The 24,130-nt window shown below is 47.9% G+C and carries 22 protein-coding genes and 1 riboswitch; of the genes, 21 read left to right on the top strand and 1 reads right to left on the bottom strand.

The window, feature by feature from the left end:
* Positions 1-57: 57 nt before the first annotated feature.
* Positions 58-774 (bottom strand): trehalose operon repressor, encoded by a 717-nt coding sequence (treR, locus tag BM101_RS12550; protein WP_087034204.1) that lies wholly within the window; start codon positions 772-774, stop codon positions 58-60.
* A gap of 436 nt (positions 775-1,210) precedes the next feature.
* Between treR and purE the strand changes: the two genes are divergently transcribed.
* The 21 genes from purE to BM101_RS12445 all read left to right on the top strand — a co-directional run.
* Positions 1,211-1,699: a 5-(carboxyamino)imidazole ribonucleotide mutase gene (gene purE / locus BM101_RS12540; protein ID WP_087034206.1), complete on the top strand. Its 489-nt coding sequence runs from the start codon at positions 1,211-1,213 to the stop codon at positions 1,697-1,699.
* Positions 1,692-2,825: a 5-(carboxyamino)imidazole ribonucleotide synthase gene (gene purK, locus BM101_RS12535; protein ID WP_087034207.1), complete on the top strand. Its 1,134-nt coding sequence runs from the start codon at positions 1,692-1,694 to the stop codon at positions 2,823-2,825. The genes purE and purK overlap by 8 nt, the downstream gene beginning before the upstream one ends.
* 1 nt (position 2,826) lies before the next feature.
* Complete coding sequence (gene purB, locus BM101_RS12530; protein WP_087034208.1) at positions 2,827-4,125, top strand: adenylosuccinate lyase; 1,299 nt, start codon at positions 2,827-2,829, stop codon at positions 4,123-4,125.
* A gap of 195 nt (positions 4,126-4,320) precedes the next feature.
* Positions 4,321-5,037 carry a phosphoribosylaminoimidazolesuccinocarboxamide synthase gene (gene purC / locus BM101_RS12525; protein WP_087034209.1) on the top strand — a complete coding sequence of 239 codons (717 nt, stop codon included), beginning with the start codon at positions 4,321-4,323 and terminating at the stop codon, positions 5,035-5,037.
* Between the two features lie 81 nt (positions 5,038-5,118).
* On the top strand, positions 5,119-5,370 hold the full coding sequence (gene purS, locus BM101_RS12520) for a phosphoribosylformylglycinamidine synthase subunit PurS (protein ID WP_087034210.1): 252 nt from the start codon (positions 5,119-5,121) through the stop codon (positions 5,368-5,370).
* Positions 5,370-6,050 carry a phosphoribosylformylglycinamidine synthase subunit PurQ gene (gene purQ, locus BM101_RS12515; protein WP_087034211.1) on the top strand — a complete coding sequence of 227 codons (681 nt, stop codon included), beginning with the start codon at positions 5,370-5,372 and terminating at the stop codon, positions 6,048-6,050. The genes purS and purQ overlap by 1 nt, the downstream gene beginning before the upstream one ends.
* Positions 6,050-8,278: a phosphoribosylformylglycinamidine synthase subunit PurL gene (gene purL / locus BM101_RS12510; protein WP_087034212.1), complete on the top strand. Its 2,229-nt coding sequence runs from the start codon at positions 6,050-6,052 to the stop codon at positions 8,276-8,278. The genes purQ and purL overlap by 1 nt, the downstream gene beginning before the upstream one ends.
* On the top strand, positions 8,254-9,711 hold the full coding sequence (purF, locus tag BM101_RS12505; protein WP_087034213.1) for an amidophosphoribosyltransferase: 1,458 nt from the start codon (positions 8,254-8,256) through the stop codon (positions 9,709-9,711). Before purL ends, purF begins: the two co-directional genes overlap by 25 nt.
* A complete protein-coding gene (purM, locus tag BM101_RS12500) occupies positions 9,711-10,760 on the top strand; it encodes a phosphoribosylformylglycinamidine cyclo-ligase (RefSeq protein ID WP_087034214.1) in 1,050 nt (349 codons plus the stop codon). Before purF ends, purM begins: the two co-directional genes overlap by 1 nt.
* Positions 10,757-11,326: a phosphoribosylglycinamide formyltransferase gene (purN, locus tag BM101_RS12495; RefSeq protein ID WP_087034215.1), complete on the top strand. Its 570-nt coding sequence runs from the start codon at positions 10,757-10,759 to the stop codon at positions 11,324-11,326. The genes purM and purN overlap by 4 nt, the downstream gene beginning before the upstream one ends.
* A gap of 100 nt (positions 11,327-11,426) precedes the next feature.
* On the top strand, positions 11,427-12,968 hold the full coding sequence (gene purH / locus BM101_RS12490) for a bifunctional phosphoribosylaminoimidazolecarboxamide formyltransferase/IMP cyclohydrolase (protein ID WP_177194515.1): 1,542 nt from the start codon (positions 11,427-11,429) through the stop codon (positions 12,966-12,968).
* Positions 12,969-13,414: 446 nt separating this feature from the next.
* Complete coding sequence (gene purD / locus BM101_RS12485) at positions 13,415-14,692, top strand: phosphoribosylamine--glycine ligase (protein WP_087034217.1); 1,278 nt, start codon at positions 13,415-13,417, stop codon at positions 14,690-14,692.
* A 173-nt stretch (positions 14,693-14,865) separates the two neighbouring features.
* A complete protein-coding gene (locus tag BM101_RS12480; RefSeq protein WP_087034218.1) occupies positions 14,866-15,855 on the top strand; it encodes a zinc-binding dehydrogenase in 990 nt (329 codons plus the stop codon).
* A gap of 127 nt (positions 15,856-15,982) precedes the next feature.
* Complete coding sequence (locus tag BM101_RS12475; RefSeq protein ID WP_087034219.1) at positions 15,983-16,192, top strand: hypothetical protein; 210 nt, start codon at positions 15,983-15,985, stop codon at positions 16,190-16,192.
* 225 nt (positions 16,193-16,417) lie between these two features.
* Positions 16,418-17,806: a tRNA uridine-5-carboxymethylaminomethyl(34) synthesis GTPase MnmE gene (mnmE, locus tag BM101_RS12470; protein ID WP_087034238.1), complete on the top strand. Its 1,389-nt coding sequence runs from the start codon at positions 16,418-16,420 to the stop codon at positions 17,804-17,806.
* Between the two features lie 238 nt (positions 17,807-18,044).
* The gene (gene mnmG, locus BM101_RS12465) at positions 18,045-19,940 is read left to right on the top strand and encodes a tRNA uridine-5-carboxymethylaminomethyl(34) synthesis enzyme MnmG (protein ID WP_087034220.1); all 1,896 of its coding nucleotides are present in this window, start codon (positions 18,045-18,047) and stop codon (positions 19,938-19,940) included.
* Between the two features lie 101 nt (positions 19,941-20,041).
* A riboswitch (TPP riboswitch) is annotated at positions 20,042-20,148 on the top strand.
* Between the two features lie 71 nt (positions 20,149-20,219).
* Positions 20,220-21,044 (top strand): hydroxyethylthiazole kinase, encoded by an 825-nt coding sequence (gene thiM / locus BM101_RS12460; protein ID WP_087034221.1) that lies wholly within the window; start codon positions 20,220-20,222, stop codon positions 21,042-21,044.
* Positions 21,031-21,672, top strand: a complete 642-nt coding sequence (gene thiE / locus BM101_RS12455) for a thiamine phosphate synthase (protein WP_087034222.1) — start codon at positions 21,031-21,033, stop codon at positions 21,670-21,672. Before thiM ends, thiE begins: the two co-directional genes overlap by 14 nt.
* A complete protein-coding gene (locus BM101_RS14280) occupies positions 21,669-22,310 on the top strand; it encodes an HAD family hydrolase (RefSeq protein ID WP_087034223.1) in 642 nt (213 codons plus the stop codon). Before thiE ends, BM101_RS14280 begins: the two co-directional genes overlap by 4 nt.
* A gap of 6 nt (positions 22,311-22,316) precedes the next feature.
* Complete coding sequence (thiD, locus tag BM101_RS14275) at positions 22,317-23,102, top strand: bifunctional hydroxymethylpyrimidine kinase/phosphomethylpyrimidine kinase (RefSeq protein ID WP_087034224.1); 786 nt, start codon at positions 22,317-22,319, stop codon at positions 23,100-23,102.
* A gap of 124 nt (positions 23,103-23,226) precedes the next feature.
* Positions 23,227-24,130, top strand: a 904-nt coding sequence (locus tag BM101_RS12445) for an RNA-guided endonuclease InsQ/TnpB family protein (protein ID WP_093399869.1), incomplete at its 3' end; no start/stop codon positions are given.

The following is a 24,130-nucleotide window of genomic DNA, read 5'->3' as shown; positions in this document are numbered from 1 at the left end:
TTTCATTATTCAGTTGGGTTTTGTCCCAACCTCTTTTGGTTATTCAGATAAGGATTTTCACAGGCTGCTTTTTCTGCGGGCGAATTCAACGAATTTGAACCGATCCAGCCGGTGGCGTGATTCCGTGTATTGGAAGAGACGGGTGTCTTCCAAATAGACTTCGCTTTTTACGACGACTACATGCGTATCGTCCCTCAGACTCATCAGTTTGCGGTCTTCGCGTGTGACAGGCTCCACAACGAATTCCTTCTTGGCATAAGCGATGTTCAGATGCAATTCATTTTCTAAATATTCATAAATGGAATTTTCTGCGGCTTCTGAAGGGATCTGTTCGACGATATCGTTGAACAGATAGTCTTTGTCCAAGATGATGACTTCGCCGGCAATTTTCCGCAAGCGAACCAGCGAGATAACTTTTTGATCCGGCTTCACGTTCAAAGCGTCCGCCAGAAATTCCGGGATGGTTTCGATTTTATTTTTGATGACGATTGTTTCGTTTGGGATGTTCTGAGATTCCTGCAGTTCCTTGAAGCTCGTCAAACCGGAAAGGGGAAAATTGAAGCGGTGGATATCCAATACGATCGATCCTTTACCTTGCTTCTTATGGATATATCCGTCCTCCAGCAACAAAGTCAAAGCTTTTCTTGTCGTTTCCCTGGAAACATTATAGGACTCGGAGAGCGTCTTTTCGCTGGGCAAGAGAGAACCAGCCACAAATTCTGAATGTTCGATTTTCTTTTTCAGATCCATATAGATGTCAAAGAATTTATTCATGATGATCGGTTCCTCCTATAATTTTGTCACTTGACTGTTTATTCATATGTCATAAAAAAAGAATCAGGCAATATTATTTTATTTATTTTATATGATAAAACGCAAAATAAAAAGGGCGATTTCAACATTCGGTAATGAATGGGTTTTCACACCGTCATTTTATCATATCGACGCCCCAGAAAGACAAGAAAATACCCTGATTGAAACAACCGTTTCCGTAAATATTCCACAAAAAGATCTTTCCGCGGAACGGGGAATCGGAAAGAAAAAGACACACGCGGATGGATTTATGGGTAAAGCAAGGGAATACGGAATGCAAAACAAAAAAATAGGCTAAATTCCGAACAAAATTAGGTTATGTATGCAAAAACGTTTGGAATAAATATGTTTATTGTGCTATATTAAAAATGAAAAAAATAGACTGGGGGAAGAATGGATGAACACTGTCGTCTCTGTCGTTATGGGAAGCACCTCTGACTGGGAAACTATGAAAGAAGCTTGTCTGATTCTGGATGAATTTGGCATAGCATATGAAAAAAAGGTGGTATCGGCGCATCGGACACCAGATTTGATGTTCACTTTTGCTGAACAGGCAAGAGATTCCGGCACAAAGGTCATTATTGCCGGAGCTGGTGGAGCGGCTCATCTGCCTGGGATGATTGCAGCGAAAACAACTTTGCCGGTCATCGGCGTACCGGTCCAATCCCGTGCGTTGAGCGGAATGGACTCATTATTATCCATCGTACAAATGCCGGGCGGCGTACCGGTTGCGACTGTGGCGATCGGGAAAGCGGGCGCTACGAATGCAGGCTTGCTTGCTGTTCAGATTCTTTCTATTGAAGATAAAAAATTGGCCGAACAATTGGAAGCAAGACGAGAAATGCTAAAACAAAAAGTATTGGAAAGCAGTGAAGACCTTGTATAAAGTATTGAAACCAGGAGATGTCATTGGAATCATCGGTGGCGGACAATTAGGGCGCATGATGGCCCAATCAGCGAAAAGAATGGGGTTCACTGTCGGAATCTTGGATCCAGGTGAAAATTGCCCGGCAGCACAAGTATCCGATTGGCATATCCTTGCCGATTATGCGAATGCAGAGGCTTTGCGTGAATTAGCAACAAAAGCGGATGTCGTGACATTTGAATTTGAAAATATCGATGCGGCAGCGCTGCAAGCGGTCGAGGATCTGACGGCCATACCGCAAGGCAGCGAAATATTGACGATTACACAGGACCGCATCAAAGAGAAACAATTTTTGGAGTCCGCAGGGGTTTCGATTGCAGCCTTCGCGGTCGTGGAAACCGAAGAACAACTGGATGCGGCGATTGAAAAAATCGGCTATCCCAGTGTTTTAAAAACGACCCGTTTCGGGTATGATGGTAAGGGACAGGTTGTTCTGAAATCAGAGGCCGATAAGGAAGAAGCGGGGAAATTAGCCGCCAACAGCATCTGCGTTTTGGAAGCTTGGGTTCCCTTCTCGAAGGAACTTTCGGTTATGATTGTCCGCAATCAAAAGGGGGAAGCCACCGTCTTCCCTGTCTCCGAAAATATCCACGTAAACAATATTTTGCACGAGTCGATTGTTCCCGCGCGCGTTTCGCCGGCGGTTGCCGATAAAGCAGTGAAGGCAGCGCAACAGATTGCTGACGCTCTACAATTGGTCGGAACCTTGGGGATTGAAATGTTTTTAACGGAAGACGATGCCATCTATATTAACGAACTGGCGCCTCGTCCGCATAATTCAGGTCATTACACCATTGAAGCGATGACGCTTTCCCAATTTGATGCGCATATTCAAGCTGTGGCCGGTTTGCCGATGCCAAAAGGACGCTTATTGTCGCCCGCCATCATGGTCAATATTTTAGGGCAACACATGGAAGGCACCATTGCCGCCCGTGAGAAAAAAGCGGATTGGTCTTTCCATTACTATGGAAAAGCGGAATCCCGCACAGACCGAAAAATGGGTCACATCACCATCTTGACGGATGATTTAGAAGAAACACTGAAAGATATAGACAGCACTGGAATTTGGAACGGAGGAACAATTTAATATGATTACACGTTATACACGCCCCGAAATGGCTGCAGTTTGGTCAGAACAAAACCGCTATAACTGCTGGTTGGAAGTCGAAATTTTAGCGGATGAAGCTTGGGCAGTTTTAGGCGAGATTCCGATGGAAGACGTAGAAAAAATTCGCGCAAATGCAACCTTCGACATCGAACGCATTTTAGAGATCGAAAAGGAAACAAGACATGACGTTGTCGCTTTCACACGCTCTGTTTCCGAATCATTGGGCGAAGAAAGAAAATGGGTCCACTATGGCTTGACCAGTACCGACGTTGTCGATACGGCATACGGCTATCAATTGAAGCAAGCGAACGATATTATCCGCAAAGATTTGCAGAACTTGTTGGAAATCATCGGCAACAAAGCAAAAGAGCACAAAAAAACAGTATGCATGGGCCGTACACATGGTGTGCATGCAGAACCGACTACCTTCGGTTTGAAATTGGCTACTTGGTACTCCGAAATGAAACGCAACATCGAACGCTTCGAGCATGCTGCCAAAGGCGTGGAAGCCGGCAAAATCAGCGGTGCAGTAGGAACGTTTGCGAACATCCCTCCCTTTGTGGAAGAGTATGTCTGCGGAAAACTGGGCACAAGACCGCAAGAGATTTCAACGCAAGTATTGCCGCGCGATCTTCATGCTGAATACGTTGCTACAATCGCTTTGATCGCAACAAGCGTTGAACGTTTCGCTACCGAAATCCGTGGTTTGCAAAAATCGGAAACACGTGAAGTGGAAGAATTCTTCGCAAAAGGTCAAAAAGGCTCATCCGCTATGCCGCACAAACGCAACCCTATCGGGTCTGAAAATATGGTCGGCCTTGCACGCGTGATCCGCGGGTACATGGTTACGGCATACGAAGATGTACCCCTATGGCACGAACGCGACATCTCGCATTCATCTGCAGAACGGATTATCTTGCCGGATGCTACGACTTTATTGAACTATCAATTAAATCGCTTTGCGAACATCGTGAAGAACCTGACTGTTTTCCCTGAAAACATGATCCGCAACATGAACGCAACATTCGGTTTGATCTACAGCCAACGCGTTCTGTTGAAATTGATCGACAAAGGCATGAGCCGTGAAGAAGCGTATGACTTGGTGCAACCAAAAACAGCCTTGTCTTGGGATAACCAGACGGCTTTCCGTCCATTATTGGAACAAGACGAAAAAATTATGTCTAAATTGACTAAAGAAGACATCGATGATGCCTTCGACTATAACTATCATTTGAATCATGTCGACGAAGTCTTTGAAAGACTGGGCTTAGGCGACTAATGCAAAAGGCTGGAGCCATGGTTCCGGCCTTTTTTTTGAATGGTAATTCATAATTTTATTGTTATAGTTTTGAAAAATGTTTTTTCTTTAATGATGAAAATGTCATTGACAACCGGATGTTAGATGATACAATATATACGAATGAAAAACACTAGTATATAATTTAATGTTCGGATTTAGAAAGGGACGGGGATAATGGAAAGAAAAGAATTGCTCTATACTGGGAAAGCTAAGAAGATGTACGCAACAGACCAAGAAAATGTTCTTTTGGCAGAGTATTTAAATCAGGCGACTGCATTGAATGGTGTGAAGAAGGACGCTATTGAAGGCAAAGGCAGACTCAACAACCAAATTACCGGCCGCATCTTCGAGTATTTGGCTGCAAAGGGGATTTCGAGCCATTACATCCAAGAGTTATCAGAAACCGAACAATTGGTGAAAAAAGTTGATATGTACGCATTGGAAGTCGTTGTCCGTAACGTTTCAGCTGGAAGTTTCGCAAAACGCTTCGGTATGGAAGAAGGAATTGACTTACCATTCCCAGTCCTGGAATTCTATTACAAAAACGACGCATTGAACGATCCGTTCATCAACGATGCACATGTCAAGGCGCTTGCGGTCGCAAGCGATGAAGAAGTTGCAGAAATCAAAAAGCAAGCATTGGAGATCAATGCCGCATTAGTCGAGATGTTCAAAAAAATCGGTATCCGCTTGATCGACTTCAAGATTGAATTTGGGAAAACCGCTGATGGGAAAATCATCCTTGCCGATGAAATCTCACCGGATACTTGCCGTTTATGGGATATCGAGACCAATGAACATTTGGACAAAGATATTTATCGCCGTGACTTAGGGGACATCATTCCGGTTTACGTAGAAGTATTAGACCGACTGAACAAAATGTCAAAATAACCAATACAACCAATACAACCAATACAACCAGACAAAAACAACTAACCAATCCATCAGAAGAGAAAAGTGAGGAGTTTGAACATGTACAAAGTAACAGTTTACGTAACATACAAAGATTCAGTTTTAGATCCACAAGGGGAAGCAGTCAAAGGTGCCGTTCACCGTATGGGCTATGAAACAATCGAAGATATCCGCATCGGGAAATACTTTGAAATTCAAGTCTCTAAAGACGAAGAAAATGTTGAGCAAGTAATCGAAGAAATCTGCGACAAACTGTTGGCAAACGTAGTAATGGAAACATACCGTTATGACATTCAGGAGGTTGAAGCTTAATGAAATTCGCTGTCATCGTTTTTCCTGGATCAAATTGTGATTTAGATATGTATGCAGCTGTGAAAGATATCCTTGGGGTAGATGCGGAATATGTTCAACACTACGAAACCAGTCTGGAAGGCTTTGATGCGGTATTGCTTCCGGGAGGTTTCTCTTATGGCGATTATCTGCGCACAGGTGCCATCGCTCGTTTCTCCAATATCATGGATGAAGTGATCCGTTTTGCCGAAGCAGGCAAACCTGTTTTCGGAACCTGCAACGGATTCCAAATTTTGACGGAAGCCGGTTTGTTGCCGGGAGCATTGCGCCGCAATGATTCATTGAAATTCATTTCCAAACAACAGGATCTGAGGGTCGAAAATACAAACACACAATTTACCTCCGCATACGAAGAAGGGGAAATCATCACCATCCCTATCGCGCACGGTGAAGGCAACTACTATTGCGATGCTGAAACGCTGCAGGAATTGAAAGACAACGACCAAATCGTCTTCACTTACGCAAATGGAAACCCAAATGGGAGTATCGAAAATATCGCAGGCATCATCAATAAGCAAGGCAATGTGTTGGGCATGATGCCCCATCCGGAACGTGCCGTTGAAGAATTGTTGGGCTCAGCTGATGGCTTACGCTTATTCCAGTCAATGTATGAAAATTATAAGAAGGAGCTGTGCAAATAATGGCCTTTTTGGAACCGACACCCGAACAAGTAAAAGATCTGAAAATATATCGTGAATGGGGTTTGACCGACGAAGAGTACGGAACCATCAGCAACGATATTTTGCACCGTTTACCGAACTATACGGAAACGGGTCTGTTTTCCGTTATGTGGAGCGAACACTGCTCTTATAAAAATTCAAAACCGATTTTAAGAAAATTCCCTACTTCAGGCCCGCAAGTATTGCAAGGACCTGGCGAAGGTGCCGGTATCGTGGATATCGGCGATGGCCAAGCCGTTGTTTTCAAAGCGGAAAGCCATAACCATCCATCCGCTGTTGAACCGTATGAAGGCGCAGCTACCGGTGTCGGCGGAATCATCCGCGACATCTTCAGTATGGGTGCACGTCCGATCGCTATCCTTGATTCCTTGCGTTTCGGCGAATTGGACAATGAACGCACAAAGTATATCTTTGAAGAAGTTGTAGCCGGCATCAGCGGTTACGGCAACTGTATCGGTATTCCGACTGTCGGCGGGGAAACTGTTTTTGATCCTTGCTACAGAGGGAACCCTTTGGTTAACGCTATGTGCGTCGGTCTGATCGACCAAAAAGATATGCAAAAAGGGCAAGCAAAAGGTATCGGAAACACGATCATGTACGTCGGCGCAAAAACAGGCCGTGACGGTATCCATGGTGCCACTTTTGCATCAGTTGAATTCAAAGAAGAGGAAGAATCACAACGTTCTGCTGTCCAAGTAGGCGATCCATTCATGGAAAAATTATTGATGGAAGCTTGTTTGGAATGCATCTATGACTACTCTGACGCTTTAATCGGAATCCAGGATATGGGTGCTGCCGGGCTTGTTTCATCAAGTTCTGAAATGGCATCTAAAGCAGGCAGCGGCCTGATCTTGAACTTGGATGATGTTCCGCAACGCGAAACCGAAATGACTCCTTACGAAATGATGCTTTCCGAATCACAAGAACGCATGTTGTTGTGCATCAAGAAAGGCGAAGAACAACGCATCATCGATTTGTTCAAAAAGTATGAATTGGATGCTGTTGTCATCGGCGAAGTGACGGATGACGGCATGTACCGTCTGTACCACCATGGAAAAGAAGTGGCAAACCTGCCGGTTGATGCTTTGGCTGAGGATGCACCAGTTTACCAAAAACCAACGCAAGAGCCTGCGCGTATCGCTGCATTTGCTGCGATGGCAGACTACAAACCGGTCTTCACATCGGCTGCAGACACTTTGGCTACCCTGTTGCAACAACCGACGCTTGCTTCCAAGAAGAACATTTATCAAACGTATGATTCCATGGTTCGCACCAGCACGGTTGTGGGACCGGGAAGCGATGCTGCTGTTGTCCGCGTCCGCGGAACGAAAAAAGCGATCGCGATGACGACGGACTGCAACGGCCGTTACTTGTACTTGAATCCTGAAATCGGTGGACAGATTGCGGTTGCAGAAGCTGCCCGTAACATCGTTGCCAGCGGCGGAAAACCATTAGCGATCACAGACTGCCTGAACTACGGAAATCCGGATAAACCGGAAATCTTCTGGGAGTTGAGCACTTCCGCAGACGGCATTTCTGAAGCTTGCCGCCAATTGGATACGCCAGTCATTTCAGGTAATGTATCGCTATACAACGAAACGGATGGCGAAGCCATCTATCCGACACCAATGATCGGGATGGTCGGTCTGATCGAAGATATTGCACATATCACGACCCAAGCATTCAAAAATGCCGGCGACCGAATCTTCCTTATCGGCGATACGAAAGCCGACTTCAACGGTTCCGAATTGCAAAAATTGGAATTGGGCAAGATCGAAGGGAAATTGATGGACTTCGACTTGGCTGTCGAAAAAGAAAACCAAGCAAATGTCCTAAAAGCGATCAAAGCTGGGTTAATCGAAAGCGCGCATGATTTATCAGAAGGCGGCTTGGCTGTCGGTTTGATGGAAAGCGTATTTGATACAGCATTAGGCTTCGACGTAACAGTTGCCATGGATAAAACTTTCTTATTCAGCGAAACACAATCCCGCTTCATCTTGACTGTGAAACCTGAAAATGTTGCTGCAGTGGAAGCCATCTTCGGTTCGGCTGCAACAGAAATCGGGACAGTGACGAATGACGGAAAAGCGAACATCGCTGCCGAAAATGAAACAATCAACTTATCAGTGAAAGAAATACAGACGAAATGGGAGGAGGCTATTCCATGCTTGCTGAAACAAAAAGCTTAAACGAAGAATGCGGCGTGTTTGGCATTTGGGGAGACGATAATGCCAGCCAATTGACGTATTTCGGTTTGCACAGCTTGCAGCACCGCGGACAAGAAGGTGCGGGGATAGTATCTTGTGATGAAGGGAAACTGCTGGTCCACCGCAATCTGGGGTTGATCAGCGAAGTCTTCAAAAACGGAGATGATCTTAAAAGATTGACAGGGAATCGCGCCATCGGTCACGTGCGCTATTCCACATCCGGGCAAAACAGCATCGAAAATGTCCAACCTTTCCTATACCATTTCTATGATATGGACATCGCCATCTGCCACAACGGCAACCTGGTGAATGCGAAGTCATTGCGCCGCAATCTGGAAGAGGATGGAGCGATTTTCCATTCCACTTCCGATACGGAAGTATTGATGCATCTGGTCAGACGCAGCCAAAAAGAGACGCTGATCGATAAAATCAAAGAAAGCCTGAATCTTGTGAAAGGCGGCTTCACCTACATCCTTATGACGGATGAAAAAATGTTCGGCGCCGTCGATCCGAACTCTTTCCGTCCGCTTGTCATCGGACAATTGCCGAACGGCGCGTACGTGATGGCCAGCGAAACATGTGCCATCGATACGATCGGTGCCGACTTTGTCCGCAACGTCAATGCCGGGGAACTGGCGATCATTGACGAAAACGGCTTGACCATCGAAAAATATACGGATGATACAACGATTTCCATCGCAGCGATGGAATACATCTACTTCGCCCGTCCGGACTCCAATATCGCCGGTGTGAACGTGCATACGGCACGCAAACGCATGGGTAAACGACTGGCAATCGAAGCACCGGCATTGACTGCGGACATCGTCATCGGTGTGCCCAACTCTTCCTTATCCGCTGCGAGCGGTTTTGCCGAAGAGAGCGGCACCCCTTATGAAATGGGTCTGATCAAGAACCAATACGTGGGCCGTACCTTCATCCAACCGACACAGGAACTGCGTGAATTAGGCGTTAAGATGAAACTGTCGGCTGTCAAAGGCGTTGTCCAAGGGAAAAGCGTCGTCATGGTGGACGATTCCATCGTACGCGGCACAACCAGCAAACGCATCGTCACTTTATTGAAAGAAGCGGGAGCGAAAGAAGTGCACGTCCGCATCTCTTCCCCGCCTTTAATCTACCCAAGTTTTTACGGCATCGACATCAGCAAATCAGCTGAACTGATCGCTGCTAAAATGACCGTTGACGAAATATGCGAATATATCGGTGCAGATAGCTTGGCTTTCCTTAGTCAAGAAGGCTTGATCGATTCAATCGGATTGAAATTTGATATGCCGTATTCAGGCTTGTGCATGGATAGCTTCAACGGGGATTACCCGACTGGCCTGTATGACTATGAAGCGGATTATGTGAACAATATGACTGAGATTCAAAGAGTGAATCTAAAGGGAGGACAATAATGGAAAACGCATATGCAAAAGCGGGTGTGGATGTCACAGCCGGCTATGAAACGGTAAGCCGTATCAAAAAACATATCGACCGCACCAAACGTCCTGGTGTTTTTGGCGAAGTCGGCGGATTTGGCGGAAATTTTGACCTTTCCGAACTGAACTATAAAAAGCCTGTTCTCGTATCCGGTACAGATGGCGTCGGCACAAAACTGATGCTAGCCATCGAAGCTGGCAAATTCGATACAATCGGGATCGACTGCGTGGCGATGTGCGTCAATGACGTCGTTGCCCAAGGTGCTGAACCCCTTTATTTCTTGGATTATGTAGCGGTCGGCAAAAACCGTCCCGAAAAATTGGAGCAGATCGTTGCCGGAGTCGCAGAAGGTTGCGTACAAGCCGGAGCTGCCCTGATCGGCGGCGAAACAGCTGAAATGCCGGATATGTATGACCCAGAGGACTTTGACTTGGCTGGCTTTACGGTCGGTGTTGCGGAAAAAGATGCTTTGTTGTCCCCTGCATTGATCAAAGAAGGCGATGTTCTGATCGGACTTCCTTCGACAGGTATCCACTCCAATGGCTACTCTTTGGTACGTAAAATCTTCTTCAAGGATAATTCCTATAAATTGACGGACAAAGTTGCCGGGTTGGATGATCAAGAGTTGGGCGACGTGTTATTGACGCCTACAAAAATCTATGTGAATGCTTTGCTCCCGTTGATCAAAAAACAATTACTGCATGGTGTAGCACATATCACCGGCGGCGGATTCGTTGAAAACGTTCCGCGCATGCTTCCTGAAAACGTGCAAGCGGAAATCCAATTGGGCAGCTGGCCAGCATTGCCGATCTTCCAAGTGATGCAAGATCTTGGAAAGATTCCAGCGCTTGAAATGTACGAAATCTTCAACATGGGCATCGGCATGGTTCTGTCTGTTGCGCCGGAAAATGCGGATGAAGTGCTTGCTGTCCTTGCAGAAAACAATGAAAAAGGCTACGTGATCGGATCTGTGGCTGCAAAAGAATCAGAAAAAGAGGTTATCCTGAAAGAGGCTCAAGCATGAGGATAGCTATATTCGCTTCAGGAAACGGTTCTAATTTCCAAGCGATCGCTGATGCTGTCGCGGCCGGCAAAGTGGATGCAACCATCGCCTTCCTGTTCTGCGACAAGCCGAAAGCCTTTGCGATTGAACGCGCCAAAAAATTAAACATTCCCGTGATCACCTTTACCCCGAAACGCTTCGAGGACAGGATGGCCTACGAGAATGAAATCTTGAAGCATCTGGATGAAGAGGCAGTCGATCTGGTTGTGTTGGCGGGCTATATGCGTATTGTCGGACCGACCTTGTTGACGGCCTACGCCAACCGTATCGTCAATATCCATCCTTCCTTGCTGCCGTCTTTCCCGGGCAGACATGGCATCCAAGATGCCTTTGAAGCGGGTGTTCCCGAAACGGGCGTTACGGTCCACCTTGTCGATGAAGGTGTCGACACCGGCCCGATCATCGCCCAGGAAAAGGTTGCGATTCTGCCGGATGACACCTTGGAGTCTTTGGAGACGAGAATCCATCAAGTGGAGCACCGCCTCTTCCCGCAAGTGATTCAACAGTTAGCTGAAAAAAATAAGTGATCAGAAAATGAAATGAGGACTTCGCCTTGGCGGATGTCCTCCGTTTTGTTGAAGGCAGAATATCCATATAGAGTGAATAAAATTTGAGGAGTGACACATAGTGACAAGAGCATTAATCAGTGTTTCAGATAAAACAGGTATTGTAGCATTTGCACAAGCATTAGTTGCGAAAGGCATTGAAATCATTTCAACTGGCGGAACCAAGAAGGCATTGGAAGATGCTGGTGTCCCAACGATTTCTGTTGAAGATGTAACAGGATTCCCGGAAATGATGGATGGCCGCGTCAAAACGTTGCATCCCCTTATCCATGGCGGTTTGTTGGGCAGACGCGATTTGCCTGAACACATGTCGGCAATGAAAGAACATAACATTGTACCGATCGATTTCGTCGTGGTGAACCTTTATCCATTCAAAGAAACAATCAGCAAAAAGGATGTTACCTTGGCGGATGCCATCGAAAATATCGACATCGGCGGACCGAGCATGTTGCGCAGCGCAGCGAAAAACTATGCCAGCGTAACGGTCATCACTGATCCTATCGATTATGATAAAGTCATCAGCGAATTGGAAACGACAGGCGCAACCACTTTTGAAACACGCCAAGCTTTGGCAGCGAAAGTATTCCGCCACACTGCAAGCTATGACGCTTTGATTGCGCAGTATTTGACCAATGTTGTCGGCGAAACAGAGCCTGAAAAATTAACGTTGACCTACGATTTGAAACAAAGCCTGCGTTACGGCGAAAATGGCCATCAAACAGCTACCTTCTACCAAGAGCCGATCGCAGTGCCATTCTCGATTGCCAGTGCCGTTCAATTGCACGGAAAAGAATTATCATACAACAACATCAAAGATGCGGATGCTGCCATCCGTATTGCGCGTGAATTCGATGAACCTGCAGTGGTTGCGGTTAAACATATGAATCCATGCGGCGTCGGCATCGCCGAAAACATCGATGAAGCCTTTGACCGTTGCTATGCAGCCGATCCGGTTTCCATCTTCGGTGGCATCGTGGTTGCCAACCGTCCATTGGATGTTGCAACAGCAGAAAAACTGAACAGCATGTTCTTGGAAATCGTTCTTGCTCCAAGCTATTCAGAAGAAGCCTTAGCAATCTTGACGAAGAAAAAGAACATCCGCATCATGACGTTGGATTTCTCAGCTGCAAAAGCAGGCGGAAAAGAATTTGTTTCCGTACTGGGTGGGATGTTGGAACAGACACAGGACATCAACACGGATGACGTGCCGTCCAATTGGGAAGTGATGACCGACCGTCAACCGACAGAAGATGAAATGAAAGCCATGGACTTTGCCTGGAAAATCGTTAAACACGTGAAGAGCAATGCCATCGTTTTGGCGAACAGCAAACAGACTGTCGGGATTGGTGCCGGCCAAATGAACCGTGTCGGATCCGTTAAAATCGCGATTGAACAAGCCGAAGCAAGCAATGCCATCGAAGGTGCCGTACTGGCCAGCGATGCCTTCTTCCCGATGAATGACAGCGTCGAATACGCAGCGCAACATGGCATCAAAGCAATCGTTCAACCAGGCGGCAGCATCAAAGATAAAGATTCCATCGAAATGGCGAACAAATACGGCATCACCATGCTGAAAACAAACGTAAGACACTTCAGACACTAAAGACAAGATGTGATGAATCCTACGCGCAGAGTTCGAGCACTAACGACGTTCAGGACCAAACAGCCCGGTTTTGGCTGGGTGGGCATGAACAGCGTTAGGCGGAGGGGTCTGGGTTTCAGAACTCGCTTAAAAAAGGATGCACTGTGGTCGCAAACGACCAAGTGTATCATGTCTCTAAGCGATTAAAATCGCAAGAGCCATGACAATGAATCCCGCGGTAGAAATCGAGCACTAAGAGGACAAACACTAAACGGGCGTTTTTTGCCCGTGTGTGAGTGTCAACTTAGGCACTCAAACGTCACAGTGCGACGTTTGAGGTCTTTCTACAAAACAGTTGCTGAAATAAATGATGCAGCTTTTTCTAGGTTTCAGAGCTCAACTATTAAGATTCAGAACGCATTTAGGAAACAAATAGGTTCATACAAAAAGGTTGGAGGATCCCACAGATGAAAGTTCTTGTAATCGGCAGTGGCGGCCGCGAACATGCCATCGCAAAAAAATTCACAGAAAGCCCGTTGGTGGAAACCGTTTATTGCGCTAAAGGAAACCCTGGCATGGCGCAAGACGGCATTCAATTGGTTGACATTGCAGAAAATGACCATCAAGCGTTGATTCAGTTTGTAAAAGCGGAAAAGGTCGCTTGGACTTTTGTCGGACCAGAAATCCCTCTGTTTGAAGGCGTGACCGATGCATTTGATGCAGCAGGATTGAAAGTCTTTGGACCAAGCAAAAAAGCGGCAGACCTGGAATGCTCGAAACAATTCGCAAAAGATTTGATGAAGAAATACGGCATCCCGACTGCAGCCTACGAAACGTTCGAAGACCATGCTGCTGCTTTGGCATATGTGGAAGCACAAGGTGTGCCGATCGTCATCAAAGCGGATGGATTGGCGGCTGGTAAAGGGGTTGTCGTCGCGATGACGATGACCGAAGCAACGGATGCTTTACGCGACATGTTGCTGGAAGGGAAATACGCAGCCGGCAAACCGAAAGTGGTCATCGAAGAATATCTTGAGGGGGAAGAATTCTCTTTGTTCGCCCTTGCGAACGGATCGAAATACTACTACAGCGGAGTTGCTCAGGACCACAAGCGCGCCTATGACGGGGACAAAGGCCCGAATACGGGCGGTATGGGAGCTTATTCCCCAGTCCCTCAAGTTTCTGAAGCCTTGATCCAAGAAGTGCTGGAAACGGTCGTAAAACCGACCGTGGATGCGATGGTTGCAGAAGGACGTCCTTTCAAAGGGGTTGTCTACGCTGGATTGATGATCACGGCAAAAGGCCTGAGAGTCATCGAGTTCAATGCCCGTTTCGGCGACCCAGAAACGCAGGTCATCATGCACCAGATGGCTTCCGATTTGGCGCAAGTGATCGATGATATCTTGAACGGGAAAGATCCGGTTATCGAAATGCACACCGACCGTTACACGTTGGGTGTTGTTGTTGCCGCTGAAGGGTACCCTGAAGCACCACTGAAAGACATCCCATTGCCGAAACTGGATACGGCAGCTGCGGACTGCACCGTCTATGCTGCCGGCGTGAAGGAAGGCGAAAACGGCCTTGTTTCCAATGGCGGACGCATTTTCTTGGTGGCTGCACAAGGCGCCACTCTGCAAGAAGCGCAGGATAAAGCCTATCGTTATTTGGATGCCAATCCGATTGCGCATACTTTCTACCGTTCCGATATCGGGGAAAAAGCAATCCGTTTCACACAAAATAAATAAGCTGAGAGGGTCCGGGATTTTTTCTCGGACCCTTTGTTGACTGTTTCGGAAAGCATGAATTCTTCGTTCCGCGAATCGCTGGGTTTCAGGGTGAGAGCATCCGTTCAACTTTTCTTATCGTGCAATAAAAGATATACTGAATGATAATAGGAAATCATTTGAGGAGGGTATTTATGAAGGCTTTGATACATAGTGGGCAGATAGGGATAGATGGATTGAAATGGGCAGAACGGGCAATTCCATCCGTAGGGAAAAACGACATAAAAGTACGTATCAAAGTCGCCGGACTGAACCATCGTGATTTATTTGCGCTCGCACAGGCGCATGAAGAGCAGCCGGTTGCCATCGGATCGGATGCCGCGGGTGTTGTTGCCGAAATCGGAGCGGGTGTGACGAAGTTCAAGGTGGGGGATGAAGTGATGCTATACCCCGGCAGCGGCTGGTGGGAAAATGCGGATGCCGCACCTGAAACGTTCGTCATCCTGGGATCCTCCGAGCGTGGCGCTATGGCGGAAGAAATCGTGGTTTCCGAAGAGGATGCCGTCTTAAAACCGGTCCATCTGTCCTGGGAAGAAGCCGGCGTCCTTTCGCTCTCTGCCTTGACGGCGTATCGGGCCTTATTCACCAAAGGGGAAGTCTCCCAAGGGAAGAAGGTCCTGATTCCAGGAATCGGCGGAGGCGTTGCGAATTACTTGTTGCAGTTTGCGAAGGCAGCCGGCGCAACGGTATTCGTGACTTCCCGTTCAGAAGAGAAACTCCAAAGCGCCCTTGAGCGCGGCGCCGATAAAGGGGTACTGAGCGACGAAAACTGGGAGACGGCGCTAGCCGGCGAAAAAGTGGATGTGGTGATCGAATCGGTTGGGGCTGCTACCTTTGACAAATCCCTGCATTCCTTGCGTAAAGGGGGAACCATCGTCATATTCGGTTCTTCAACGGGCGATACCGTCATCTTCAATCTGCGCCAGTTTTTTTATGGCCAATACACGCTGAAAGGCTCGACAATGGGCAGCTTTGAAGAATATGAAGCGATGCTGCATTTTGTGGCGGAACACGGGCTGCACCCGGTAGTGGATGACGTCTACCCAATCGAAGATTTCAAAAAAGCATTCCAACGACTGGAAGATGCTGAGCAAACCGGGAAAATCGCTTTGCGCATCGACTAATGAAAGAAATGGACACAATTTAGTATTTTTTTAAAGGGAACCTGAACAACTTGCTATGCTATACTGAACATATTGTTTTGTTGGATAGTATTTTGAGATAATGGCATATCATTTTAGGAGGATTTCCATGAATTTTATAGATTTGATATTTATTGCGTCGATGATTACCCTGATTGTGGGATTTGTCGGTGTGTTGACGATTATTCTGTTGGGTGTAATGGATTTGATGAACATCCATTTGCGTGTCTACGTGAACCGTAAAAAACATCTGCGCAATGTCATCATCCTGTTGGTTGCCGGCGTGATCTTGAGCGGCATCTATCTGTACATCAGATAACAAAAAAGAACGCTAAAATGCTTGCATAACGAAAAAATAGCTTGTATAATCTGCTAGAGTCTAGAGAAAACAAGCGTATAAAAGAATAAAAAGTGTGAAACGCAGTCAAAGTGCTTTTCCCCCCAGAAAACCAATGGGGGGAGTGGGCGCTTTTTTTGCGCACATTATCGTAAAAGACATACAAAGGATGCAATCAAATTATTTCAGAAAGGATGATTGTTTGTGATTATTAATGAATTTGATACCATCGCCGCCATTTCAACCCCACCGGGAGAAGGCGCGATAGGGATTGTCCGGTTGAGCGGGGATCAAGCAACGCAGATAGCCGATAAACTATACCGTTCCGGAACAAAGAAATTAGCCGAAGTTCCAACGCACACCATCAATTATGGACACCTATACGATCCGCGCACGGGCGAAATGATCGATGAAGTGATGGTTTCGGTGATGCGTGCACCAAAGACCTTCACAAGAGAAGATGTCGTCGAAATCAACTGCCATGGGGGAGTCGTCAGCGTTAACCGCATCCTGCAGACCGTTCTGCAAAACGGTGCGCGCATGGCGGAACCCGGAGAATTCACCAAACGCGCTTTCCTGAATGGACGGATCGACTTGTCCCAGGCGGAAGCCGTTATGGATTTGATTCGTGCGAAAACGGACCGTGCGATGGATGTTGCCCTGCACCAATTGGATGGGAAACTTTCAGGCATGATCAGAGATATCCGCCAGATCATTTTGAATACGTTGGCTGAAGTCGAAGTGAACATCGATTATCCGGAATATGATGATGTCGAAGAAGTGACGACGAAGCTGTTGAAGGACAAAACGATCGAAGTGAAGGGGCATGTCCAACATCTGCTGGATACGGCGAAACAAGGGAAAATTTTACGTGAAGGTCTTCAAACAGCCATCATCGGTCGCCCGAACGTAGGGAAATCCAGTTTGCTGAACCGCCTGATCCGTGAAGAAAAAGCGATCGTAACCGACATCGCTGGTACGACCCGGGACACCATCGAGGAATATGTCAATGTCCGAGGCGTTCCTTTGAAGCTGATCGATACGGCCGGTATCCGCGAAACCGAAGACGTCGTTGAAAAAATCGGGGTGGAGCGCAGCCGCAAAGCCCTAGCGGAAGCCGATTTAATCTTGCTGTTGATCAACCAAAACGAAGGTCTGACGGAAGAAGATAAACAATTATTGGAAGACACCAAAGATATGAACCGCATCATCCTATTGAACAAAATGGACTTGGCTCCCAACATGACGACAGCAGACCTGGAGCCATGGAGCGATACAGAAAAAGTCATCCAAACATCCATGCTGAGCGAAGCCGGTCTTGATCAATTGGAAAAACAAATCACGAAAATGTTCTTCGGCGGCGAAACGGGCGAAACGGACGCCACTTATGTATCCAATGTCCGTCATATCGCCTTACTGAACGACGCGATGGATTCCTTGGATGAGGTGCTGAAGGGCATCGAAGCCGGCATGCCGATCGATTTGGTCCAAATCGACTTCACCCGCTGTTGGGATCTCCTTGGCGAAATAACCGGCGACAGCGTCCAAGACGAACTGCTGACCCAACTATTCACCCAATTCTGCCTAGGAAAATAACAGGATACGATGAATTGCGTTTAGAACGGAATCACTGGAGCACCTAGGACTAAAATCTGCGGTTTTCAGATTTAAGCCCTAGGTGTGAAGTGACGTCCGTTCTGCAATTCAGAGTTCAACTAAACAGGATTTAGAACTCAACTAAAACAGGATACGATGAATTGCGTTTAAACACGACAAAAAGACAAAATGAAAATAGAAGCACCAAATAGATTGATAAGAAGAAAGGAATTATAAGATGAATAGATTTGAAGCTGGAAAATTTGATGTCATCGTTGTAGGGGCAGGACATGCCGGATCGGAAGCGGCTCTCGCCGCAGCGCGGATGGGCTGCAACACCATGTTGGTCACGATTGATTTGAATATGGTAGCCTTTATGCCCTGCAACCCTTCCATAGGGGGACCGGCCAAAGGTGTCGTTGTAAGGGAAATCGATGCTTTGGGCGGAGAAATGGGCCGCAACATCGATAAGACCTATATCCAAATGCGGATGTTGAACACAGGGAAAGGTCCTGCTGTTCAAGCCTTGCGTGCCCAGGCCGATAAAAATGACTATTCGCACGAAATGAAATACACCATCGAAAAACAAGAAAACCTTTTGCTGAAGCAAGCCATCGTCGAGGAATTGATCGTCGAAGACGGTGAAGTCAAAGGGGTAGTGACCCATACAGGGGCCGTTTACCGCGCGGGAGCCGTCGTCATCACGGCCGGTACATCTTCCCGCGGCAAAATCATCATCGGGGATTTGGCCTATTCATCCGGCCCGAACAACTCGCAACCGTCCATCAAGTTGTCTGAGAATCTGTTGGAATTAGGCTTTGATTTGGCGCGTTTCAAAACCGGTACGCCTCCGCGCGTGATGGCATCCACCATCGATTATTCTAAAACGGAAGAGCAGCCGGGGGACAGTCAACCAAACCACTTCAGCTTTTTGACGAAGGATGAAGATTACCTGACAGACCAACTGTCTTGCTGGTTGACGTATACAAGTCCGGAAAGCCATACCATCATCCGCGACAATCTACACCGTGCACCGATGTTTACCGGCATCGTCGAAGGCGTGGGTGCCCGTTATTGCCCGTCCATCGAAGACAAAATCGTCCGCTTCAGCGACAAACCGCGCCACCAATTATTCCTGGAGCCGGAAGGCCGTAAAAACGAAGAAGTATACGTACAAGGGCTGTCCACCTCCTTGCCGGAAGATGTTCAGCTTGATCTGATCCGTTCCGTTCCGGGGATGGAAAATGCACAAATGATGCGCACAGGCTATGCGATCGAATATGATGTCGTGAGACCGCATCAATTGCGTCTGTCATTGGAAACGAAACTCGTGAAGAACCTCTTCACGGCAGGCCAAACAAATGGGACTTCCGGTTATGAAGAAGCCGCTGGGCAAGGCATCATCGCCGGCATCAACGCAGCTTTGGCCGTCCAAGGTAAAGAACCGCTTATCCTGAAGCGCAGCGACGGCTACATCGGCGTCATGATCGACGACTTGGTTACCAAAGGGACGATGGAACCGTATCGTCTGTTGACTTCCCGTGCAGAATACCGCTTGTTGCTTCGCCATGACAACGCCGATTTCCGTCTGACTGAGTTGGGCCATGAAATAGGTTTGGTGACGAACGAACGCTACCAATTCTTCTTGTCGAAAAAGCAAGCCGTTGAAGCGGAAATTGCTCGTCTGGAAAGCATCCGCCTGAAACCGACAGAAGAACTGCAAAGTTATTTGACGGAACAAAATTCTGCAGCTTTGAAGGATGGTATTCTGTTCGCAGATCTGTTGAAACGCCCGGAATTGAATTATGAAGGCTTGATCCAATTTGCGCCGTTCGCAGAAGCTTTGCCGAAAGACGTAGTGAAGCAAGTCGAAGTGCAGATCAAATATGCAGGCTACATCAAGAAAGCAGCCGAAAAAGTCGTCAAATTGAAGAAGATGGAAGAAAAACGCATCCCTGAAAACATCGATTACGATGCCATCAACGGGATTGCGAATGAAGCCAAACAGAATCTTAAAAAGATCCAACCGGAAACGATTGCTCAAGCAAGCCGTATCAGCGGCGTAAATCCAGCCGACATTTCCGTGCTGATGGTCTATGTGACGCAAGGCAAGATTGCCAAAATCACAAAATAATGAACAACCGAGGAAGCTACGCCGTCAATCCGGTGTGGCTTCTTTTTTCGGCATGCCATCTTGAACAAGGACTTTCTTTATGCTAAGATGAAAGCATAATTACATACGGAAAAGGGAGCTTGTGTCTGCAGGCTGAGAGGAAGTCATCAACTTCGACCTATAACCTGATTTGGATAATGCCAACGTAGGGAAACAACATTGAATGAACCTATTCAGCGGGAATGCCTTTCGGGCACTCCCGCTTTTTTTTATGCAAAATAAAATATTTGGAGGTACAACATGTTCAAAAAGATATTTGAAAATGTTCAAAATGAAACGCCGCTAGTCCATTGCATCACCAATTACGTAACCGTGAACGACGTCGCGAATGTGTTGCTTGCGGCCGGAGGTTCTCCGATCATGGCGGATGATCCCAAAGAAGTGGAAGAGATCACGGCGATTTGTGCCGCTTTAAACCTCAACATCGGGACACTGAACGAAAGGACTATCCATTCCATGCTGAAGGCAGGGAAAAAAGCGAACAGCCTCTCCCATCCGGTCGTGTTGGATCCGGTCGGTGCGGGGGCCTCCGCGCTTCGGACGGAAACAACGTTCGAACTGATCGACACGATTGCCTTTTCCGTCATCAAGGGCAACATCTCCGAAATGAAGACAATCTATGCGGGCAGCGGCACGACAAAGGGTGTGGATGCGGATGTCAGCGATGCTGTCACGGAGGACACCGTTTCCGAAGCAGTGGCCTTCGCCAAAGATCTGAGCGCACGGACAAATGCGGTCATCGCGATAACAGGGGCAATCGACATCGTTGCGGATAGCCAAAAAGCCTATGTTATCCGCAACGGGCATCCTAGCATGGCTAAAATTTCCGGAACAGGCTGCATGCTTTCGGGGCTGATTGCCGCATTCTGCGGAGCGAACCGGGAGAACCTGCTGGATGCAACGGCGACTGCGGTCTGCCTGATGGGTTTGAGCGGTGAGCTGGCACAAGAAAAGGCGGTAAAAAATGATGCCGGGACGTCCAGTTATCGGGCCTACATCATCGATGAAATCAGCAAGATGTCAGCCGATAAACTAGCGGGGGGTGTGAAGATTGAACATAGATAAATCGGATATGCTGCTCTATGCCGTCACCGATCGCCAATGGCTGGGAAAACAGAACCTTGCGGCGCAAATCGATGAGGCGATTCAAGCCGGCGTGACCTTTGTCCAATTGAGGGAGAAAGAACTGGATTTTGATTCATTCGTGGCGCTCGGCAAGGAAGTGAAAGCCGTCGCCAACCGACACAATATCCCTTTCATCATCAATGATGCCGTCGATGTGGCTTTGGCGATCGATGCAGACGGCGTGCATGTGGGGCAGAGTGACATGCAGGCGGGGGATGTCCGCAGCAAAATCGGCGCGGGCAAAATATTGGGCGTCTCCGCCCACTCGGTTGAGGAAGCCGTCTCCGCGCAACAGAACGGAGCCGACTATCTGGGTGTGGGCGCTGTTTATGATACAGCAACCAAACCGGATGCGGACGCATTGTCCTTCGAAACGCTGCAGGCGATCTGTGAAGCTGTAACGATACCGGTTGTGGGGATCGGCGGCATTTCAAAAGGGAACATCCTGAATCTGAAGGGCAGCGGCATCGATGGGGTTGCCGTCGTATCCGCCATTTTTGCGCAAGCGGATATAACGGTAGCCGTAAAAGAGCTGCGTCCGCTGGCCGAGGAAATGGTGGGCCAATGAACATAGAGGGAGCCATCTTCGATTTGGACGGGACGCTTTTGGATTCCATGGGTATCTGGGACAGCCTCGGCGAAACCTATCTGCTCAAAAAGAATATCACACCTGCCGGGGATCTGCGGGAAACGGTGAAGGCATTGAGCCTGCAGCAGGCGGCCCACCATTTTAGGGAGCACTACGGCATTTCCGATGACGAGGAAACCATCATCGCCGAAGTGACTTCTCAAGTGGCTGACTTTTATCGGCATGAGGCAGCGCTGAAGGACGGGGTGGTAGAATGTCTGGCGAAGCTGAAGGGGCGGCAAGTGAAGATGTGCATCGCAACAGCGTCCGAAAGGGAACTGGTTGAGGTCGCCCTGAAACGGTTGGGTATTTTGGATTATTTCAGCGGCATCCTGACCACCAACGAAGTCAGGGCCGGTAAGGATAGCCCGCTTATTTTCCAAAATGCCGTCGAAAAAATGGGCGTGTCCATTGCAGCAACGGTAGTCTTTGAGGATGCCTTGCATGCCGTCGAAACAGCTGTGGGGGCCGGGTTCCGAGTGGTCGGCGTCCATGACGATTCGGCTCATCAGGATAGCGCAAGAATAAAAGCATTGACGGAACAATACATATATTCATTTTCGGAATGGAAGGGGTAAGGGAACATGAAAACAGTTTTGACGATTGCGGGCTCGGACAGCAGTGGAGGCGCAGGCATCCAGGCGGATCTGAAGACCATGATGGCACATGAAGTATATGGGATGAGTGTGATCACGGCTTTGACGGCGCAGAACACGCTGGGCGTTGCCGGTATCATGGATGCGACGCCTGAATTTGTGGCGCAACAGTTGGATTGCGTCTTCACCGATATCCGCCCCGATGCCGTGAAGATAGGGATGGTTTCAAACGCGGACATCATCCGTGTCATCGCGGAGAAGCTGAACGAATACAAAGCTGTCAACATCGTGGTCGATCCCGTCATGGTGGCGACAAGCGGGAGCAGCCTGCTCAATGACGACGCCGGGACGGCCCTGAAGACACTGCTCTTGCCCTTGGCGGATGTGATCACCCCGAATGTTCCCGAAGCGGAAGTGCTGAGCGGTATGGCGATCCATACGAAAGCGCATATGTTGCAGGCGGCCGCAATCATCGCGCAGGCCGCGAACACGAGTGTGCTTCTGAAAGGCGGACATCTGGAAGACTCCGCCGATGATCTCCTCTATACGGATGGCGTCGCCCACTGGTTCGAAGCGGAGCGCATCGCCAATCCGAATACACACGGAACAGGCTGTACGCTTTCATCTGCGATTGCATCCAACCTGGCGTTGGGCCATAGCATGGAGCGCAGCATCCAGAACGCAAAAGCGTACATTACGGGGGCACTCCGCGACGGCCTTGATCTAGGCAAAGGCAAAGGCCCGCTTAACCACGCTTACCGACTTTGGCGCTGAGAAAGCCCACCACGGTGTTGTCACCACCCCCTTTAGGGGTGGGATAGAAACGCTATTTTTTTGCACTTTCGCACATATGTTCGTATAATAGGGGTATATCGAGCAACGGAAAGAAGTGTCGAAGATGAAGACGGTCCAAATTAAATTGAAGCCGACAAAGACACAGGCCCTGGAACTGAAAAGGCTCTCATTGGAATATATCTGGCAGGCAAACGTATTGGTTCAACAGGCAATCAGCGAAGAAGGTTTCCCAAAGGTCACCTCGAAAGACATCGAAGCGGATATCCCTTCGGTCCTGAAAAATGAACTGATCCGCTACGCCAAAAGCAAGCTCAAACAATTCGGAAAATGCGTCTTCAAGAAACCAATGCTCTCGTACAACAATCAGAATTTTTCGGTGGACGAAAAAGCCATCCGTTTTCCGCTTATGGTGGAAGGCAAAGCCAAGAAGACGGCCATCAAGGCCATTATCCCGGAAGAAGTATTCGCGTTGCTTTCCGGCTCCAAATTGGGGGCATTGCGGATCACGAAGAAAGGCTTCCATTGGATGGCGCAAATTTCCGTCCATACCGAAGCGGAGGAATTTTTAGGCGACGGGATACTTGGCGTGGATCTAGGCATCCTTTGCCCGGCTGTCGGCGTAGTCGCCTCCAACGGAAAGACCCAATTCTTTGGCAACGGCCGACAAAACAAGTGTCTCCGTAGGAAATACAAAGAACTGCGACGTCAATTGGGAAAAAAGAAAAAACTTAACGCAATCAGGAACATCAACGACAAGGAATCCAGAATCATGCGGGACATCAACCACAAGCTTTCCAGACAGATCGTCACCTTCGCAGTGGAAAAAAACTGCGGTACCATCCATCTGGAAAAGCTTTCCGGCATCCGTCGGACCTCAAGGCTAAGAGGAAAAAACAAAGCGAACCTGCATAGCTGGACTTTCCATGAATTGTCTTCCTTTATTGAGTACAAGGCGCGGGAACTTGGTATAAAGGTAGTCTACATCAATCCCGAATACACGTCCCAAA

Origin of the sequence: Trichococcus palustris (assembly GCF_900114465.1) — a bacterium.
GTDB lineage: Bacteria > Bacillota > Bacilli > Lactobacillales > Aerococcaceae > Trichococcus > Trichococcus palustris.
This window is presented reverse-complemented; position numbering and strand designations above follow the sequence as displayed.